Origin of the sequence: Nonomuraea sp. NPDC004580 (assembly GCF_040609855.1) — a bacterium.
Lineage (GTDB): Bacteria > Actinomycetota > Actinomycetes > Streptosporangiales > Streptosporangiaceae > Nonomuraea > Nonomuraea salmonea.
In genome coordinates this window covers 1-19,113 of sequence record NZ_JBEXLH010000103.1, presented here as the reverse complement: position 1 = coordinate 19,113, position 19,113 = coordinate 1, and the positions used below count along the sequence as shown (strand labels likewise).

The 19,113-nt window shown below is 71.8% G+C and carries 15 protein-coding genes and 1 pseudogene; 3 read left to right on the top strand and 13 right to left on the bottom strand.

From position 1 onward, the window contains the following. From ABZW11_RS44930 to ABZW11_RS44920, 3 genes and pseudogenes are all read right to left on the bottom strand, one after another. A pseudogene (locus tag ABZW11_RS44930) lies at positions 1 to 383 on the bottom strand (hypothetical protein); the annotation flags it as partial. Then, the gene (locus ABZW11_RS44925; RefSeq protein ID WP_355432252.1) at positions 380 to 1,405 is read right to left on the bottom strand and encodes a LacI family DNA-binding transcriptional regulator; all 1,026 of its coding nucleotides are present in this window, start codon (positions 1,403 to 1,405) and stop codon (positions 380 to 382) included. The gene ABZW11_RS44925 and the pseudogene ABZW11_RS44930, both read right to left, overlap by 4 nt. Further along, on the bottom strand, positions 1,402 to 2,883 hold the full coding sequence (locus ABZW11_RS44920) for a glycoside hydrolase family 13 protein (RefSeq protein WP_355432249.1): 1,482 nt from the start codon (positions 2,881 to 2,883) through the stop codon (positions 1,402 to 1,404). The genes ABZW11_RS44925 and ABZW11_RS44920 overlap by 4 nt, the downstream gene beginning before the upstream one ends. Positions 2,884 to 3,124: 241 nt before the next feature. Between ABZW11_RS44920 and ABZW11_RS44915 the strand changes: the two genes are divergently transcribed. Then, positions 3,125 to 4,417, top strand: a complete 1,293-nt coding sequence (locus ABZW11_RS44915) for an ATP-binding cassette domain-containing protein (RefSeq protein WP_355432247.1) — start codon at positions 3,125 to 3,127, stop codon at positions 4,415 to 4,417. Positions 4,418 to 4,463: 46 nt separating this feature from the next. Here ABZW11_RS44915 and ABZW11_RS44910 read toward each other — a convergent pair whose 3' ends face one another. The 7 genes from ABZW11_RS44910 to ABZW11_RS44880 form a co-directional block, all read right to left on the bottom strand. Then, the gene (locus ABZW11_RS44910) at positions 4,464 to 5,654 is read right to left on the bottom strand and encodes a hypothetical protein (protein ID WP_355432244.1); all 1,191 of its coding nucleotides are present in this window, start codon (positions 5,652 to 5,654) and stop codon (positions 4,464 to 4,466) included. A 426-nt stretch (positions 5,655 to 6,080) separates the two neighbouring features. After that, the gene (locus tag ABZW11_RS44905; protein WP_355432242.1) at positions 6,081 to 7,397 is read right to left on the bottom strand and encodes an acyltransferase; all 1,317 of its coding nucleotides are present in this window, start codon (positions 7,395 to 7,397) and stop codon (positions 6,081 to 6,083) included. 83 nt (positions 7,398 to 7,480) lie between these two features. Beyond that, a complete protein-coding gene (locus tag ABZW11_RS44900; RefSeq protein WP_355432239.1) occupies positions 7,481 to 8,446 on the bottom strand; it encodes a cation diffusion facilitator family transporter in 966 nt (321 codons plus the stop codon). Between the two features lie 196 nt (positions 8,447 to 8,642). After that, complete coding sequence (locus tag ABZW11_RS44895) at positions 8,643 to 9,806, bottom strand: acyl-CoA dehydrogenase family protein (protein WP_355432236.1); 1,164 nt, start codon at positions 9,804 to 9,806, stop codon at positions 8,643 to 8,645. 13 nt (positions 9,807 to 9,819) lie between these two features. Next, on the bottom strand, positions 9,820 to 10,332 hold the full coding sequence (locus tag ABZW11_RS44890) for a MaoC family dehydratase (RefSeq protein ID WP_355432233.1): 513 nt from the start codon (positions 10,330 to 10,332) through the stop codon (positions 9,820 to 9,822). A 66-nt stretch (positions 10,333 to 10,398) separates the two neighbouring features. After that, positions 10,399 to 11,001 (bottom strand): ACT domain-containing protein, encoded by a 603-nt coding sequence (locus ABZW11_RS44885; RefSeq protein WP_355432230.1) that lies wholly within the window; start codon positions 10,999 to 11,001, stop codon positions 10,399 to 10,401. Positions 11,002 to 11,175: 174 nt separating this feature from the next. Then, positions 11,176 to 14,286: a cytochrome P450 gene (locus tag ABZW11_RS44880; RefSeq protein WP_355432228.1), complete on the bottom strand. Its 3,111-nt coding sequence runs from the start codon at positions 14,284 to 14,286 to the stop codon at positions 11,176 to 11,178. Positions 14,287 to 14,338: 52 nt separating this feature from the next. Here ABZW11_RS44880 and ABZW11_RS44875 point away from each other — a divergent pair, with 52 nt between their 5' ends. Together ABZW11_RS44875 and ABZW11_RS44870 are read left to right on the top strand one after the other, a co-directional pair. After that, complete coding sequence (locus ABZW11_RS44875) at positions 14,339 to 14,905, top strand: TetR/AcrR family transcriptional regulator C-terminal domain-containing protein (RefSeq protein WP_355432225.1); 567 nt, start codon at positions 14,339 to 14,341, stop codon at positions 14,903 to 14,905. A 179-nt stretch (positions 14,906 to 15,084) separates the two neighbouring features. Next, positions 15,085 to 15,783 (top strand): SDR family oxidoreductase, encoded by a 699-nt coding sequence (locus ABZW11_RS44870; protein WP_355432222.1) that lies wholly within the window; start codon positions 15,085 to 15,087, stop codon positions 15,781 to 15,783. A gap of 1 nt (position 15,784) precedes the next feature. Here ABZW11_RS44870 and ABZW11_RS44865 read toward each other — a convergent pair whose 3' ends face one another. The 3 genes from ABZW11_RS44865 to ABZW11_RS44855 form a co-directional block, all read right to left on the bottom strand. Next, positions 15,785 to 16,108 (bottom strand): hypothetical protein, encoded by a 324-nt coding sequence (locus ABZW11_RS44865; protein ID WP_355432219.1) that lies wholly within the window; start codon positions 16,106 to 16,108, stop codon positions 15,785 to 15,787. A 4-nt stretch (positions 16,109 to 16,112) separates the two neighbouring features. Continuing rightward, positions 16,113 to 17,366 carry a hypothetical protein gene (locus tag ABZW11_RS44860; RefSeq protein ID WP_355432216.1) on the bottom strand — a complete coding sequence of 418 codons (1,254 nt, stop codon included), beginning with the start codon at positions 17,364 to 17,366 and terminating at the stop codon, positions 16,113 to 16,115. Between the two features lie 86 nt (positions 17,367 to 17,452). Further along, on the bottom strand, positions 17,453 to 19,113 hold a 1,661-nt coding region (locus ABZW11_RS44855), incomplete at its 5' end, for a glycoside hydrolase family 13 protein (RefSeq protein ID WP_355432213.1).

The window sequence follows — 19,113 nt, the reverse complement described above, 5'->3', positions numbered from 1 at the left end:
CCTCCGAGATCGTCGCGGCGCAGGAGCAGACCTGGTTCGCGGTGCTGCTGATCCCGTCGTTCCTGGTCTACGTGATCTGCATGTTCGGTGAGGCCCACGAGCAGGACGCTGCGCCGGGTGCCCGCCGCGGCGCGGCCGAAGCGGCAGTCGAGGTCACCCAGCGCGTCGCGGATGAGCGCGCCCTGCGGGTCGTCGCCGATGAGGTCGGCGAAGACGACGCCGAGGCCGAGCGCGTGGCAGCCGAGCGCGACGCCGGCGCCGGTGTTGCCGATGCGGTCGATGACGGGCGGCACGGGGTGGGTGTCGCGGTAGGGCAGCGGCAGCTCGGGGACGTAGACGGTGGTGTCGACGCCGGAGCCGCCGAGCACGAGCAGGTCGCTCACCGGTTGACCAGCGGGCCTGACCCGGTGGAGCCGCGCACGACCAGCTCGGGCTGGAAGATCAGCTCGACGTTCTTCGCGGGGGCGCCGTTGACCTCTTCGAGCAGCGTCTGCACGGCGGCCGAGGCCATGGCGCCGATGGGCTTGCGTACGGTGGTCAGCGGCGGATCGGTGAACGCGATGAGCGGCGAGTCGTCGAACCCGACCACCGACACCTCCCCCGGCACCGACAGCCCCTTCTCCCTGCACGCCCTGATCGCGCCGAGCGCCATGAGGTCGCTGGCGCACACGATGCCGGTGCAGCCCCGGCCGAGCAGCTGCGCGGCGGCGGCCTGGCCGCCCTCGACGGAGAACAGCGAGTGAGCGATCAGCTCTTCGGCGTCGGCCGAGCCGAGCAGCTGCGCCATGGCCTGCCGGTAGCCCTCGATCTTCCTGATCACGGGGACGAACCTGCGCGGCCCGAGCGCGAGGCCGATGCGCTCGTGGCCGAGGTCGACGAGGTGCTGCACGGCGAGCCTGGCGGCCATGCGGTCGTCGGGCGAGATGAAGGGCGCGTCGATGTGCTCGCTGTAGCCGTCGACCAGCACGATCGGCAGGCCGCGGTCGGTCAGGCGGGTGTAGCGGTCCATGCGGGCGGTGGTGTCGGCGTGCAGCCCCGAGACGAACACGATGCCGCTCACACCGCGGTCGACGAGCAGCTCGGTGAACTCGTCCTCCGGCGCGCCGCCGGGCAGCTGGGTGCAGAGCACGGGGGTGTAGCCGTGTTGCGTCAGCGCCTTCTCGATGGCCTGGGCGAAGGCGGGGAAGATCGGGTTGTCCAGCTCGGGGGTCACCAGGCCGACCAGCCCGTTGCTGCGCTGCCGCAGGCGGGGCGGGCGTTCGTAGCCCATGAGGTCGAGTGCGGCCATCACCGCCTGCCGGGTGCTCGCCGAGACGCCCGGCTTGCCGTTGAGCACCCTGCTGACGGTGGCCTCGCTCACCCCGGCCTGGGCGGCGATGTCGGCGAGGCGGGCGTGACCGTTCATGGCTGACACTTTACTTTCCACCAGGCCGCGGAATCCCCTGCTCCAGGGACATCCGAGGCGATGAGCAGCGTGCCGTCCACGCCGAAGTCGACGGGCTCGGCGGTGAGGTTGACGGCGCACACGACCGGGCCCCTGGAGAACATGAGCGTGCCCTCAGGAGAGTCGTGCCAGACCAGGTCGCCAGTGAGATCGCCGGTGAGGTCGCGGCGCAGCCGCAGCGCCGCGCGGTACAGCTCCAAGGTCGAGCCCGGCACGCCCTCTTGGGCCTGCACGCTGAGCTCCGCCCAGCCGGCGGGGATGGGCAGCCAGGGGTCGCGCCAGCCGCCGTCACGCGTCCAGGGCAGCGGCACGCGGCAGCCGTCGCGGCCGCTGTCGGGGTCGCGCAGCCGCTGCGGGTCCTGGCACAGCTCGGGCGGCAGGTCGAGCACCTCGGGCAGGCCCAGCTCCTCGCCGTTGTAGACGTAGGCCGAGCCGGGCAGCGCGAGCGTGAGCAGCGCGGCGGCGCGCGCTCTCGCCAGGCTGCCGTAGCGGGTGACGTGCCGCTTGACGTCGTGGTTCGACAGCACCCAGGTGGTGGGGGCGCCGACCGAGGCGGACGTGGCGAGCGAGGCGTCGATCACCTCGCGCAGCTCGGCGGCGTCCCAGGGGGCGAACAGGTAGGGGAAGTTGAACGCCTGGTGCAGCTCGTCGGGGCGCACGTAGTTCGCCAGCCGCTCGGGCGTGGGCGCCCACGCCTCGGCCACCCCGATGCGCTCTCCCGGGTACGAGTCGAGCACCCGCCGCCAGGAGCGGTGAATCTCGTGCACCTCGTCGTTGTCGAAGAACGGCACCGGCTCCATGCCGACCATCGTGGCCTGGTTGCCGCGCCCGACGTCGGGCAGGCCGCGCGGCTTGACCATGCCGTGCGCGACGTCCACCCGGAAGCCGTCAACGCCCAGGTCGAGCCAGAAGCGCAGGATCGACTCGAACTCGCCGCGCACCTCCTGGTCGTCCCAGTTGAGGTCGGGCTGGGAGGGGTCGAACAGGTGGAGGTACCACTGGCCGTCCTCGACCTGCGTCCAGGCGGAGCCGCCGAAGATCGACTCCCAGTCGTTGGGCGTGTCGCGGAAGATGTAGCGCTCGCGGCCCTCGCCGCGCAGCGCCTGCTGGAACCAGGGGTGGGCGGCGGAGGTGTGGTTGGGGACGATGTCGACGATGATCCGCAGCCCGTGGCCGTGCGCCTCGTCGATGAGCGCCTTGGCGTCGGCGAGCGTGCCGAACAGCGGGTCGACGTCGCGGTAGTCGGCCACGTCGTAGCCGAAGTCGGCCATCGGCGAGGGGTAGAAGGGCGTCAGCCAGAGGGCGTCGACGCCGAGACCGGCGAGGTACGGCAGGCGATCGCGAACGCCGATCAGGTCGCCCACGCCGTCGCCGTTGCCGTCGGCGAAGCTGCGCACGTAGACCTGGTAAATCACGGCATTTCGCCACCAGTCGGTCATCGTCTCCCCCGAGGTCTCCCCAGCACGTTCGGACCATGAAATCCCTTTCCGCAAGTTTACGCAACTCCTTCCACGCCTATAAGATCCGGAAATCTGGGCGTTCGGATGCCCAAAACTCCCGTCCGAAACGCCCGCCGAATGAGATTCTTTATGTCAAGGGTGGACATGTACCGTTAAGGCGCGATGTACTACCTCTTCAATCAGCCCCGTCACAGGTGACACGCGCGCAAGGTGTGGGCCCATGAGCTCGGTCGTTCTCGACAAAGTGTCAAAGGTGTATCCGGGCGACTATCTCGCGGTCGACCGGCTGAGCCTTCAAGCGCAAGACGGTGAGTTCCTCGTGCTGCTCGGCCCGTCGGGCTGCGGCAAGTCCACCCTCCTCCGCATGATCGCGGGACTGGAGGACATCACCGAGGGCGACCTGTGGCTGGACGGCGAGCTGGCCAACCACCTCGCGCCGCGCGACCGCGATGTGGCGATGGTCTTCCAGAACGGCGCCCTCTACCCCCACAGGACGGTCAGGGGGAACATCGCCTTCCCCTTGGAGATCTCCAGGGCCGACCCCGCGATGGTCCGCGAGCGCGTCACCGAGCTGTCCAAGGCGCTGCACATCGACGAGACGCTCGAACGCCGCCCCGGCACCCTGTCCGGCGGCCAGCGGCAGCGGGTGGCCATGGGGCGGGCCATCGTCCGCCAGCCCAAGCTGTTCCTCATGGACGAGCCGTTGTCGAACCTCGACGCCGGCATGCGCACCGAGCTGCGCATGGAGATCTCCGCGCTGGTCAGGTCGCTCGGCGTCACCACCATCTACGTCACCCACGACCAGGTCGAGGCGCTCACCCTGGCCGACCGCATCGCGATACTGAACCGCGGGGTCCTCCAGGACGTCGGCACCCCGGCCCAGATTTACAACGATCCAGCGACCGCGTTCGTGGCCGCGTTCCTCAACTCCCAGCAGTTGAACCTGTTAGCGGCCGGAGTAAGGACGCCGCAGAACCAGTACGTCATGCTCGACTTCGGGCCGCACCGGCTGACGATGCCGTGGAGCGATCCCAGGGCGTACGCGATCTCGCAGCACACCGGCGGGCAGGTGCTCGTCGGGCTGCGGCCGGACGGGCTCGCGCCGGTGCCGGAGTCGTACGAGGGGCCGGCCTTCTACGGGCGGGTGCGGGCACTGGAGTACCACGGGCACGAGTGGCTGGCGTACCTGGAGTGCGGGATGCCGGCCGTACCGGTGCCTGAGCCGCCCGACCCGCGGCAGCGGCGGCGCTCCGGCGGGCGCGCGACCGGCACGGGCAAGCTGACCGGGCTGGTGCGGCGGCTGTTCTCCCGCGAGGAAGAGGAGTGGCAGGAGCAGGAGCAGGTCGGGCAGCACCCCAACGGCAGCGGCGTCCACCGCCGCTCCGACCTGATCGTCCGCCTGGGCAACCGGCCGATCTGGCGCCAGGGAGACGCGGCCAAGGTGGCCGTCGACCTCTCCCGCATCATGATTTTCACCTCGGACGGCGCCCGCATCGACCCACCCCGCCGCTGACCCGCGACGCCTCCGCAGGCGGATACCGGCCGTCGTCATCGGTGTTCTAGGCGAGGCCCCAGCGGGGGCCCTCTGGGGTGTCCTCGACGGCGACGCCGCCTCGGACGAGGGCCGCGCGCAGGGCGTCGGCGACGTCGTACCGGCCGCTCTCGCGCAGCGAGGCCCGCAGCTCGAGCAGTGGCTCCACCAGGGCGGTCAGGCCCTCCGAGCGGCGGCCCGACGCGGCGGCCAGCTCGCCGAGCCGGGCGATCAGCAGCCGCACCAGCTCTCTGGCCTGCTCCACGCCGCCCGAGTCCTCCTCGGTGTCGGCAGCCCACTTGACCATCTCCGCCTCCAGGTCGAGCACCGCCCCGGCGGCCGCCACCGGATCGTGCTCGCCCACGGCCGCGTTGAACGCCTCCTCGCACGACCGGATCGACTCCTCCAGCGTCATCTCGGCGGGCACGGCCCGCGGCTCCGGTGCGGCAGCGGCGGGTGCCGCGCCCGCCGTCTTCCCCTCGGCCAGGCGGCGCAGCTCGGCCAGGTCCGTACGGGTGCCGGCCGGCAGCACCGTCACCGACCCGGGCAGCCGCACGGTCAACCCGCCGCGCCCCGCCACCCGCACCTCCTCGCTGCGCAGGTCGATGACCAGCGCGGTGTGCTCGTCGATGCCGAGCACGGCGGTGCCGGGCGGCAGCTCGCGTTCCATGCGAGACAGCCGCCGCTCCCCCAGGTAGCAGAAGCGGGTGTCGTGGGTGCCGCCCTCGGCGTTGTCGAAGTGCGGGATCAGCACCGTCCGCAGCCCCAGCGGCTCCAGCAGGTCGAGCCCTTCGCGCCAGTGCGGCTCCGCGCCCACCTTGTAGATCTCGTAGACCGGCACGGTGGCCAGGCCCGCCGTGCAGGCCGCCGCCGACGCCAGCACGGTCACACCCGACCGGGCGCGTACGCGGGCCCGCAGGTCACCCGCGACACCCGAGCCGGCCCAGCGGCCGAGCGCGTACGTGGGACTGCCGGGCCCCGAGAACACCCAGTCGGCGCCCGTGATCGCCGGCGAGACCTCCACCTCCAGCCCGACGCTGCGGGCGAAGTAGCGGCGGGCGCGGGCCGAGATGTCGGCGCAGTTCTCCTGGAAGGCGTAGGGAGTGTCGAGCAGCACGGCCCGCGCCCCCGAGCGCAGCGTCCGCGCCGCGGCGCGGTGGATTTCGACCATGGTCGGGCTCGTCTCGCCCGACCCCATCAACACCAGCAAACCGGGCATGGCTGTCGGCCTCTCTCTCGCACGCCCTCGATCACAACCCGGCCGCCCTGGTGTTTCAAGAGCGAAAAGGGACATGCCCGTGGAACGCACCTGCACATGACTGGCAGTAAGTTGGTGACGGTGACGGCAGGACACGTGGTCTCGGTCGAGACGCTCATGCTACGGGTGGACGCGCGGCGCCGCTGGTCGTACCGGTCGGCCATGACCAGCCCACGACCCGGCGAGAGCCCCGACGCGGCGGCCCGGCGGCTGGCCGGCGTGGCCGCCGGCGACTCGGGCACCGTCGTCCACTCCACGAGCTGGCGCTACGAACCCGACGGCAGAGTCGTCCTCACCTACGCGATCTGCCCCGACCCCGAGCCGTGGCTGCCCGCCGTCGAGGTGCCGGTGCTGGAGATCGCCCGCGGCCGGGCTCCCGCCGCGCCGTCACCCGACCGCGTCGCCCTGCCCAACGTGGTCGCCCACGCCGTGCGGCACCTGGCGTTCCTGATGGCCGAGGACCCGGTCGTCGCCCGCGTCCTCGCGCGGCACCCGCGCCTCGCCGCCGCCCTGGAGCCCGCCGCGGCACCGGCGTGAGACCCGCCGGCCGAGGTCCTGCATCGGCTTCTCCACGAACCGGTACGTCAGCGCGCTCGCCCCGACGACCACCGCCAGCGCCAGGGCGGTCATCAGCAGCTGGTACGGCAGCGCCGCCTGCCGCAGATCCCCGCTGACCTGCACGAAGTACTTCAGCAGCGGATGGTGCACCAGATAGAGCGAGTAACTGATCAGCCCGAACCACACGAGCACCCTCGGCAGCCGCCGCCCCCGCAACGCCATCCCGCCCGCGAAGGTGGCCGCCGCCAGCACGATCGTCGTCAGCCAGACGTCGGCCCGCACCCACCACCAGCCGCTCTCGATGGCCCAGACGGGGGCGATCACCACCAGCGCCGCCGTCACCGCCACCGGCCACAGCGGCCCGGCGCCGCGCTCCCACCGGTAGATCGCCGTCCCCGCGAACATCACCGCCAGCACCGCCGCCCCCAGCCACGGCACCCGGCTGCTCAGCAGCAGGCAGGCCACCGCCATCACGCCCAGCAGGCACGCCGAGACCCTGCGCAGGCGGCCCAGCACCACGCCCGTCAGGCCGAGGACGAACACCGCGCACGACACGTACGCCGGCCACCCGCCCCCGAACACCGCCCCCGACGCCACCAGCCCCACCAGCACCGCCGCCACCGCGAACACGATCGCCCACGTCCCGCTGCGCTCATGCCCGCGCGTCAGGAACAGCGCCGTGACCACCAGGTAGAACACCATCTCGTACGACAGCGTCCACATCGTGTCGGCCACCCCGCCGATGCCCACGACGTCGAGCAGCATCGTCGCGTGCGCCGCCACCGCACTGCCGTCGCGCACCACCGCCTCCCGCACCGGCACCCACCAGGCGAGCGCCAGCACGAGCACGATGATCGCGAGGTAGAGAGGGTAGAGCCGGAAGAACCGGCTGATCCAGAACGCCCGCACATCACCGTGCCGCTCCAGCGACGCCGGGATGATGTAGCCGCTGACCAGGAAGAACACGAAAATCCCGTAGACGCCGAGACTGAACCAGTAGGGCCTCAGACCGGGCAGGAACCACGGCAGCAGGTGCTCGGCCACCACCGCGAGCGCACCGATGCCCCGCAGAGCGTCAAGCCAGGCGAGCCTGGAGGACGAGGTGAGGGCGGCCGGGGACGCGGGGGGTGGAACGGCTGCGGACACCCGGCCCAACCTACCCGTAACGCCCCGGCCGATGCGCCAGGCTCAGCGAAACCACCCACATACGACCGGCTGTACGGCCGGGGTCAGTGGGGGCGGTGGGTGGTGAGGGTGGCGTGGTGGTCGGCGTCGGCGGGGCCGTCCGGGTCGGTGTGGACGGTGGCGGCTCGTAGGCGTGGGAGTTCGTGGATGAGGCGGTGTTCGGCTTCGACCGCGACCCCATGAGCGGTGATGACGGACATGTCATGGGAGACGAGGATTTCGACCTCGGCGTGCAGGGCGTGGCCGATCCAGCGAAGGCGTACTGAGCCCACGCGGCGGACGCCGTTCACCGAGGTGAGGATGCGTTCCGCGGCGTCCACGAGGGCGGGGTCGACGGCGTCCATGAGGCGGTGGTAGATCTCGCGGGCCGCGTCGCGCAGCACGAAGCAGATGGCGACGGTGATCAGCAGGCCCACGACGGGGTCGGCCGGCGGCCAGCCGAGTGCGGCGCCGCCGGCGCCCAGGAGGACGGCCAGGGAGGTGAAGCCGTCGGTCCTGGCGTGCAGGCCGTCGGCGACGAGGGCGGCCGAGCCGATCTCCTTGCCGACCTTGATGCGGTAGCGGGCGACCCACTCGTTCCCCGCGAACCCGATCAGCGCCGCCCCGGCCACCCAGCCGACCGCCCTGATCTCCTGGGGGTCGAGGAGGCGGGTGACGGCCTCGTACCCGGCGAGGGCGGCGGAGACGGCGATGAGCGCGACGATGACGATGCCCGCCAGGTCCTCGGCCCTGCCGTAGCCGTAGGTGTAGCGGCGGGTGGCGGCGCGGCGGCCGAGCGAGAACGCGATGGCCAGCGGGACGGCGGTGAGGGCGTCGGCCAGGTTGTGCAGCGTGTCGCCGAGCAGCGCGACCGAGCCGGACGCCGCCACGATGACGGCCTGGACGGCGGCGGTGACCATGAGGACGGCGAACGAGACGGCCAGCACGCGCATGCCCCTGCTGCTGGTCTCCAGGGCGGTGTCGGTCTTGCCGGCGGTGTCGTGGCTGTGCGGGGTGACGGCGTGCGTCATCCGCTTCAGCGCAGCTCGGATCCCCCGCCACCGGTCCGAACGCGCGTCCCCATGCCCATGCCCATGCCCATGCCCATGCCCATGCCCATGCCCGTGCCCGTGCTCGTGGGCGGTGTCCTCGTCGTCGGACATGGTGTTCCTCGCTCTCGCGGTCCGTCCGCGCCCAGGATAAGCAGCGGTCCCGGGCGCGGCGGAGTCACCAGCCGACCTTGCCCTTTCCGGAGATGAGCGAGCGCGCGACGACCATGCGCTGCACGTCGTTGGTGCCCTCGCCGATCGCCATGAGCGGCGCGTCGCGGTAGAGCCGCTCGACCACGTACTCCTGGGAGTACCCGTACCCGCCGTGGATGCGCATCGCCTCGAGGGACGCCTTCAGCGCCACCTCGGAGGCGAAGTACTTGGCCATGCCGGCCTCCATGTCCACCCGCCGGCCTCCGTCGGCCTGGGAGGCCGCCCAGTACGTGAGCAGCCGGGCCGCCTGGAGCTCGGTCGCCATGTCGGCCAGCTTGAGCTGGATGGCCTGGAAGCCGGCGATGGGCTGCCCGAAGGCGGTGCGGTCGCGGGAGTAGGCGAGCGCGGCGTCGTACGCGGCCTGGGCGACCCCGACGGCGCGGGCGGCGATGTTGATGCGGCCCATCTCCAGCCCGCCGAGCACCTGCTGCATGCCGCGCCCCTCGACGCCGCCGAGCAGGCACGAGAGCGGCACCCGCACCTCGTCGAGCACGACCTCGCAGGTCTCGGTGCCCTTGTAGCCGAGCTTGGGCAGGTCGCGGCTGACGGAGAAGCCGGTCAGGCCGGGGTCGACGAGCAGCACCGACATGCCCTTGTGTGCGGGCTCCTCGATGGAGGTCTTGACCAGGACGGGCAGCGGGTCGGCGTGGCGGGCGTTGGTGATCCAGGTCTTGGTGCCGGTGACGACGTAGTGGTCGCCGTCGCGGACCGCGCGGGTCTGGATGCCCTGCAGGTCGGTGCCGGCGCCTGGCTCGGTCAGGGCGATGGCGGTGCGCCGCGCGCCGGTGGCGAGGTCGGGCAGGTGGCGGCGTTTCTGCTCGTCGGTGCCGTGGCGGGCGATCATCCAGCAGGCCAGCGAGTGGGAGCCGATGGTGCCGGCGACGCCCATCCAGCCGCGCGCGATCTCCTCGAAGACGAGCGCGAAGGAGACCATGTCGGCGGCGAGCCCGCCGTACTCCTCGGGGACGGACAGCCCGAACAGCCCCATCTGCTTCATCTTGTCGATGATCTCGGCCGGGTAGCGCCCGGAGTGCTCCCAATCGGTGGCGACCGGCACGATCTCCTTGTCCACGAACGCGCGCAGGGTCTCGCGGAACGCCTTCTGCTCGTCGGTCAGCTCGAAGTCCATGTGACTCAACTCCTCAGAGCGGGCCGGTCCTGGCCTGGGGGAAGTAGCCCTTGTCGTGGGGTGCGTCGCGCTTGTAGACCATGACGGTGCGGGTCCAGGACATGATCTCGTCGCCGTCCTGGTTGAGCCCGCGCGTGTACGCGGTGACGATCCCGGCGTACGGCCGCGACTTCGACTCCCGCTTGGCGGTCACCTTCGACTCGGCGTAGAGGGTGTCGCCGACGAAGACGGGATGGGTGAGCTTGATGTCGGTCCAGCCGAGGTTCATGATCGCGGTCTGGCTGACGTCGATGACGGACAGGCCGAGCACGATGGCCACGGTCAGCCCCGAGTTCACGATGATCTTCCCGGTGGGGGCCTTGGCGGCGAAGTGGGCGTTGAAGTGGTTCTGGTTCGTGTTCATCGTCAGGAGCGTGAACCAGGTGTTGTCCGCCTCGCTGAGGGTGCGGCCCATGGGGTGCTGGTAGACGTCCCCGACGGTGAAGTCCTCGTAGTAGCGGCCGATGGCGGGCTCGTGGACGGTCAAGGGCGGCTCCTGTTCACACCGTCGTGACCGCCCACGTTAGTGACCAGATCATTATTCGGTCAACGGTTACGCGCGGGCCGCCAGCTTGGACACCACGTCCACGATGCGGGCGGCGCGCTCCACCTCGGCGCGGTGGAAGTCGGGCCCGTCGGCCCGCGCCACCACCACGTGCAGCCCGGCAGTGACGACGGGCAGCAGCATGAGGCGCAGCTTCTCGGCGTCCCTGGCGACCGCCCTCGGGGGCGGCTCCGGCAGGTCGAACGAGGCGGGCGCGGCGTGCGAGGCGTGCCGGACGACGCCGTCGGCCACCGCCAGTGACCACTCGGCCCCGCACAGGCCCGGCAGCGCGTCCACGAGCGTGGCGAAGCCCCGGGCGGGCTCGCTGGCGACGTGCATGAGCAGGTCGTAGTCGAGGGCGGAGCCGGGCACCTCCTTGGTGGGCCACACCCCTTCGACCCGGACCCCCGGCAGGGCGGAGAGCCGCTCGCGCGCCTCTTCTGTGGTCACCGGCGCGGGCCAGGAGACGGTGAAGTCGTCCACCGCCCGTCCCGCCTCGCGTTCGAGCACGGTGACCTGCAGGATGTCGGCGCCCAGCGTGCCCAGGGCCTTGGCCACCTGGCCGAGTCCGCCGGGCCTGTCGGGCAGTGACACCCTCAGACGCAGCAGCATGTCCGCCCCCTTTCCGCAGAGGCTCTCACAGTGCCGTGGACATGTTTCGAGCATGTTCCACGGATATGTCGTGCACGCTGCGGTTATATCCAACATTGCAGTATTAAGTCCGGATTGTCGATAAAGGGACTTTCCGCCCCACCGCATCCCCAGACAAAGCGCCGCTCGAAACGCTCAGGCGAACACGTCCTGCTGATAGCGGCCCCGCTCCTCCAGCTCCGCCAGCCACGCGGCCCCGTCCTCGCCGGTCCTGTCCCGGTGAATGTCGAGCAGAACCTGACGGACGGCGGGCGCCATCCGGAGGCCGTCACCGCAGACGTACACGTGCGCGCCCTGCTCCAGCAGCTCCCACACCTCCTCGGCACGCGCCGCGACGGCGTCCTGCACGAACCGGTACGGATGCCCCGCCACCGCCGAGTACGCCCGGTGCACGCGCACCCCGCCGCCCCGCTCCCACCCGGCCAGCTCGCCCCCGTAGAGCAGGTCGTGCTCGGGATGCCGGCAACCGGTGAACACCAGGGCAGGCCCGCTCGCCCCGCTCAGCGCCCGCTCCTCCAGGAAGCCGCGCAGCGGCGCGAACCCGGTGCCTGGTCCGACGAGGATCACCGGCGTGGCGGGATCGGCGGGCAGCCGGAACGGCGGCGCGGGCACCCGGACGTAACCGTAGAAGACGTCCCCCTCCTTCAGCCCGGCCAGGTACGCCGAGCACATGCCCTGGTACGTCCCGCCGCCTGACAGGGCGGGCCCCTCGACCAGGCCGACGGTGAGCCGGACCAGCCGGGGGTCGGCCAGCGGCGAGGACGAGACCGAGTAGTAGCGCGGCCTGATGGGCCCGGCCATCTCCAGGAAGACGGGCAGCGGCAGCTCGATGGCGGGGAAGCGGTCGAGCAGCGCGAGCGGCGAGACCCGCTTGGCGAGGATCTCGTCGGCGTAGGAGGCGGTCAGCTCGGCGAGCTGCCGCGTGGTCCACGGGCAGGCGGTGTGCGCGGCGAGCAGCTCCAGGTCGGACCTGGTGGCGACCTCCTGCAGCTCGGCGAACTCGGTCAGCAGCAGCCCGGCGGTGACCGGCGTGCCGACGGGCAGGTGGGTGGCGCCCTCGGCGTGCAGCCTGACGACCTGCTCGCGCGGCACCCGCAGGCAGCGCAGCGCCCACTCCACCAGCTCGGGGTCGTTCTTGGCGAAGACGGCCACGTGGTCGCCCGCCTCGTACGTGACGCCCTCGGGCAGCCTGGCCACGATGGAGCGCACGCCAGGGCGCGGCGGCTCGGTGGAGAAGTCCCACAGCCCGGCCGGGTCGCCGGTCAGCTCCTCGGTGGCGACCACGGTGAACGGCGCGGCGCGCTCCGACACCACCGACGGCCTGACCTCGGCCTCGGTGAGCACCTCCATCTCATAGCGGGACCCGGCGCCTCCGGCGGCGGCGCTGTACTCCTCGGCCAGCGCCGCCCACAGGCGGGTGGTCCAGGCGGTGACGTCGCCGTCGAAGTCGCCGTCGGTGTCGGCCTCGCCCCGTTCGACGATGGGCACGGCCCCGGCGGCGGTCAGCTTCTCGTACGCGCGCCGCGGGAAGTCCTGGTACGTCGGCCACTGCGTGTTCCCGCAGCCCAGCACGGCCAGCCGCACCCCCGACAGGTCGGGCAGGGTCTCCAGGGCGTCGAAGCGCTGGGCGTTGTCGGGCGCCTTGCCGTTGTAGGAGGAGGCGACCACGATCAGCAGGCCCTCGCTGGGCGGGGTCAGCTCGTCGAGCGTGGTGAGCGTGGTGGCGAAGCCGGCGCGCCCGGCCCGCTCGGCCAGCCGCTCGGCGAGGTCGGCGCTGGTGCCGAGGTTGGAGCCGTACGCGACGGTGAGCGGCACCCCGGTCACCGCGACGTCCTGCTGCTCGCTCCGCTCGGCGGGCTGGGAGGTCACGGTGGCCCGCTCGTGCGCGCGGCGCTCGCGGACCCGCAGCGTGAAGCCGTCGGGCTTGAGGGTGAGCGTCTGCTTGATCCGCATCCGGTACGCGGCAGGGTCGGACAGCGCGAAGCGGCGCAGGATCATCGCCAGCGCGAGCCTGGCCTCGGTGAGCGCGAACTGGCGGCCGATGCAGGCCCGCTCGCCGTTGCCGAACGGCTTGTACGCGGCGGGGTGGTGGTGCTTCCTGTTCTCGGGAAGCCAGCGGTCGATGTCGAACTCGTCGGGCCGCTCCCACGCCTTGGGGCTGCGGTGCAGCAGCGGCAGCAGCACGCCGACGCCCTGGTTCGCGGGGATCGGGTAGTCGCCGATCACGGTGTCGCGGACGGCGCTGACGTTGAAGAGCGGGATGGGCGACCAGATCCGCAGCGTCTCGTCCAGGATGCGCGGGATGACGTCCAACTTCATGATCGTCTCGTACGCGGGCGGCTCGTCGCCGGGCAGCAGCCGGTCCACCTCGTCGTACGCGCGGGCCAGGGTGTGCGGCTCGCGCAGCAGGTTGTACAGGGCGAAGGAGAGCAGCCCGCTGGTGGTCTCGTGGCCGGCGATGAGGAAGGTGAGCACCTGGTTGCGGATGTTCTCATCCGGCAGCCGGGCGCCGGTGCGCGGGTCGGCGGCCTCCATCATGAGCCCCAGCAGGTCTTTCGCGTCCCCGGAGCCCTCGGCCCTGCGCCGCTTGATCACGTCGTCCACCAGCGACTGCATGGTGGCGATGTCGCGCCGATAGGAGCGCTCGTCCGCCTTCTTGAATCTGGTCACGACCGGCAGCCGCTGGTTGCGCAGCATGGCATGGGTCAGCGCGCCGCCCATGGCCGTCAGGAAGGGGTGCAGCTCGGGCGAGTCGAAGGAGCGGAAGCGGTAGCCGAAGCCGGTGAGCGAGATGATGTCGAGGGTGAGCCTGGTCATGTCGTCGGCGACGGGCAGGTCCTGGCCCTGGCGGGCGGCCCACGAGGCGACGAGCTGCTCGGCGATCTCCAGCATCTGCGGGTAGTACGCCTTCATCGAGCGCTGGCTGAAGGCGGGCATCAGGATGCGGTGGGCGTGGCCCCACACGGGCTCGTCGGCGTCGGCGGTGAACAGCCCGTCGCCGCCGAAGTCGCGCACGATCGTCAGCGGCGGCTTGATGCGCTTGACGAAGCGGCTCTCGTCGCACACCTCGCTCACCAGGCCGGGGTCGTGGACGAAGACGACCCGGCGGCCGGCGATCTCGAACTGGACGATGCCCTCGTCGTACGCGCCGGCCACCGTGACGAAGTGCTCGACCGGGGCGTGCGAGGGGATCTGCAGCGTGTTGCCGACGAACGGCAGGCCCTTCGGTGCGGGAATCCGCGCCATGAGTGCTCCCTTCATAGCCATACACCGTATGGCCGACGCTACCATACGGTGTATGGCTGCGAGCGCGCGCAGGGGCACCCCCCTGACCATCGAAGAGATCAGCGCCACGGCGCTGCGCATGGTGGACGAGGGCGGCGGCGTGGAGGGGCTGTCCATGCGCAAGCTGGCGGCCGAGCTGCGGGTCAACCCGATGTCGCTCTACCACCACGTGGAGAGCAAGGAGGCGCTGATCAGGCTGCTCTGCGACACCGCCGACGCGCGCATGGACCTGCCCGCCGACGACGGCTCACCCTGGCAGGACCAGCTCAGGCAGCTCGCCGTGGCCTACTACCGGCGGGTTCGCGCCCATCCGGCCATGTTCACCTACCTGCACCACCACCCGGAGCTCATCGCCGACCGCAAGCTCGCGCTCTGGCAGGCGCTCTACCGCATCCTGCGCCTGGCCGGCGTGCCGGAGCCGGAGCTGCGGCGGACCAGCGATGTGCTGAACGCGTTCGTCTCGGGTTTCGTCATCGCCGAGGCGCAGGGGCTCCTGCCCGACGATCCGGAGGAGGCCGAGCGCGGCTTCGACACCGCGGTCCGGGTGATCATCCACGGGCTGGCCGGATTCTCCTGGTAGGGGTTGCGTTGGATTTTCCAACTCACGTATGGTGGGTTGGAAAATCCAACCTACGAGGAAGAGGCCGCGATGCGTGACGCCGGCGTGATGGCCATGCGCGAGCGTGGCGCCCGCTACGGCCTGCCGACCATGTGCGCGGCCGGCGGCCTCGCCAACGCACTCATCCTGGAGCGAACCTCATGGAGATCACCGGCAGCGTCGCCCTCGTCACCGGCGCCAACCGCGGCCTGGGCGCCACGTTCGCCCGCGCCCTGCTGGAGCGCGGCGCGCGCAAGGTCTACGCCGCCGCCAGGAACCCCGCCTCGATCACCGACCCGGACCTGACGCCGATCGCGCTCGACGTGACCGACCAGGCCGCCGTGGCCGCCGCCGCCGAACTTTGCGGCGACGTGAGCCTGCTCATCAACAACGCGGGCGTCTCCTACAGCCACGACCCTGGCCCGGCGGCGGCCAGGGCCGAGATGGAGGTCAACTACTTCGGCACGCTGGCCATGAGCGGCGCCTTCGCGCCCGTGCTGGCCCGCAACGGCGGCGGCGCGCTGGTCAACGTCCTGTCGGTGCTGTCGTACCTCACGTTCCCGCGCGTCACCACCTACGCGGCGTCGAAGGCCGCGGCCTGGTCGCTGACCAACGCGCTGCGGCTGGAGCTGCTGGAGCAGGGCACGCAGGTGGTGGGCGTGCACGCCGGCTACATCGACACCGACATGGCCGCGAGCATCACCGGCCCCAAGATCGCCCCCGAGGACGTGGTCGCGGCGACGCTCGACGGGCTGGAGTCGGGGGCGTACGAGGTGCTGGCCGACGACGTCAGCAGGCAGGCCAGGTCGGGGCTGTCCGGCGGCCTCGAGCTGCTCTATCCGGCGCTGGCCGGCAAGTAGGTCAACCGGCGGCGGCCCAGACCGCCTCGAACGCCTCGGGGGTGATCTCGGTCAGCTCCCAGATCTCCAGCGGCTGGTCGGAGAGGAAGCCCTGGCCGTCCTGGAGGTGGCGCCACCAGTAGCGGCGGGCGGCACGGCCGGCACGGCCGGCGCCCACCTCGACCTGGCGGACCGCCCAGTGCTCGCCGTCGCCCTCGACGCTCTCGAACAGCCAGGCCCGCCCGTCCTCGTCCCCCAGGTGCCAGTAGTGCCTGGGGGCCTCGGACTCGGCGAGCCTCTTCACCAGCTCGCGGCGCGCTTCGAGGTGGGCGGAGTCGATGCTCACGGCGTCAGTGCTGGTAGGCGCCCGCGGTGGGCGCGGACGTCAGGACCTTGCCCGCGGCGTCCTTGAAGATCGCCTTGCCGCCGTACCACGTGGAGCTCAGCCGCACCCCGCGCCCGATCGCCGGAGAGCCGGGACGCAGCCGCAGGTCGGTGCGGGAGACGAACTTGGGGTCGGCCATGACCGTCTTCGGCCCGGGCTTGAAGCGGGCCCTGCGCCCCTTGTAGACGCCGCCCGCCTCGTCGGCGCCCTTGCCGTCCGCGTAGCCGGCCTCGCCGCCGACGTGGACGGCGTTGTTGCGCAGCTTGAGTATCGACGGCGAGCACCCGTCGTGGCAGGACCAGCCGACGGTGTTCCTGGCCGGCAGGTAGACGGAGTTGTGCACCGCGATCGTGCCCTTGACCGGGCCGACGATGTGGCGCGGGCCGCGGGTGATGAGGAACGAGCCGCGGCTGCGCTTGGAGGTGACGACGTTGAAGGCGAACACGTTGCCGGTCGCGGTCGTGCCCTTCTTCGCGCCGAGCTCGGTGAAGGTGTCGTTGTCGCGGGCGACGTTGTGGGTGACGCGGTTGCGGTCGCCGCCGAAGATCTCGACCGCGGCGCCGTCGGTGCCGTAGTCGCTGCTCCTGGCGTGGCTGCCGGTGATGGTGTTGCCGGTGACGAGGTTGTCGTCGCCGTTGAGCAGCACGCCGAAGGCGCCGGAGTCGTTGTCGCCGCCCGAGTCGTTGACGCTCATCCGGTTGTTGTCGTTCAGCACGCTGTCGCGGATGGTGTTGTGCGAGCCGGACGGCGTGACCAGCACGCCGGCGATGTTGCGGTCGGCCTGCACGCCCGACAGCTCGATGCGGCGGCCGGCGAGCTGGAAGCCGGCCCAGCGGCAGCCGGAGGCGCGCAGCCCGCTGACGCGCCAGTGGTCGCCCTTGACGATCACGCAGTCCTCCTCGGTGCCGCTGATCTTCGCGAGCGGGCCCTTGCCGTAGGCGCGGACCACGATGGGCCGGGCGGCGGTGCCGTCGGCCTCCAGGGTGAGCGGGCCGGTGAAGCCGCTGCCGCGCTTGACCGCGACCGTGTCGCCCGGCTTGAGCTCGGCGGCGACCACCTTCTCCAGCGACTTCCACGCGGTGCGCTCGCTGGTGCCGTCGGCCGCGTCGTCGCCCGCCTTGGAGTCGACGTAGTAGGTCGTGCCCGCCCGCGCTCTGCTCTCCGCGCTCCGGGTCTCCGCCGCCGCGGCGGCCGGTACGGCGGGCAGGAGCGAAGCCATGACGGCTACGGACAGCAACCTCATACGGGGCACACCACTAACGAGCTGGGAGGTACGGAAAATCAGCAGAGGCCACCGTAGCGTGATCAGCCGCTGGTGCGCCATATGCTCAGCGAAGGTCCGTCACCGGGTATCACGTCGCCGTCTGGCGCGTGGTAGAGGCCGGTGAGGTGCTCGCCGAGCGTGAGCGGCTCACCCGGCGCCCGCCGTACGCACACCACGATCGACTCCCCGTAGGTCTCCCGCGCGAACACCAGGCAGTCGGCGTCGGCGTGCAGCCAGCGCAGGCCGCCGTGCCGCAGGGCGGGCTCGGCCCTGCGCAGCCCGAACAGCTCGCGGTAGGCGGCCAGCGTCGCCTGGTCCTGGTCGCCGGGGCGGTTCCACGGCATGGGCGTGCGGGAGTGCTCGCCGTTGACGCCGGTCAGGCCGAACTCGCTGCCCGCGAAGATCATCGGTGTGCCCGGCAGCGTGGCCTGCAGGCCGGCGGCCGGCAGGTGGCGCTCGCGCGAGCCGGTGACCGTGCGCACGCGGGGCGAGTCGTGGGAGTCGAGCAGCTGCCAGGAGTGCACGTACGAGCGCCACGACATGTGCGCGGCGAACGACCTGAACGTGGCCAGCGTGGCCAGGCCGTCGCGCTCGGGGATGCCGCCCGGCACGCCGAGGAAGTGCTCGAGCTCCGTCTCGGGGCCGCGCAGCCAGGCCCAGACCGGGCGGGTGAAGCCGCCGTAGTTCATGGTGCCGTGCCAGCCGTCGCGGTCGAGGTCGGGCGAGGCGTCGTGGTTGTGCTCGGCGATGAGCGCGGCGCCGGGGCCGAGCTCGGCCCGCAGCAGGGCGGCGACCTCGTGCAGGTGGTCGTCTGCCGCGCGGCGCCCGGTCATGTTGGCGACGTCGACCCGCCAGCCGTCGAGCGGGCCGAGCCACCGCTTCAGCACCGCCGTCATCCGTTCCCGCACCAGCTCGCTGCCCCAGTTGAGCTTGGGCAGCGTCTTGACGCCCCACCAGGACTCGTAGTCGCCGGTGGCGGGGTCGAAGTAGAACATCTCGCGCTCGGGGGCGCGCACGTCGGAGACGGCCGTGGTGAACCACTCGTGGGCGTCGCCGCAGTGGTTGGTGGTGATGTCGCCGATGAGCCGCATGCCGCGCGCGTGCAGCGCGCCCGACAGGCGGTGCAGCGCGGCGTCGCCGCCGAGCAGCGGGTCCACGTGCTCGAAGGTCGAGGCGTCGTAGCGGTGGTTGGAGCGGGCGGGGAAGAACGGCGTGAGGTAGACGGTGTCGGCGCCGAGTCCGCTGATGTGGTCGAGGCGCCGGGTGACGCCGTCGAGGTCGCCGCCGTAGAACTGGGTGGAGGTGCCGGGGCCGCTGGGGATGACCGGGTCGCGGTCCCAGTCGCGGGGCAGCGCCCAGCCGGGCGGCTCCGGCATGGCGCCCGAGCGGTCGAAGCGGTCGGGGAAGATCTGGTAGACGATCGCGCCGGCCAGCCACGACGGCGGCGGCTCATGGCAGACGAGCCGGAAGTCGCCCGCGTCGGTGAGGTCGTGCGCGGCGAGCCCGGCCGCCGTCAGCCATTTCTGGCCCGTACGGGTGTGCAGCAGGAAGCGGTACGGGGTGACCGGGTTGACCGCGGTGATCTCGGCCCGCCACCACACGTCGGTGCGGCCGTAGCCGCCCGCGCCCCGGCGCGCGGGGTCCACGCGGGCCTCGGCGTAGCGGGGCTCGCCGTCGTGCACGGCGCGGACGTGCACGCCGG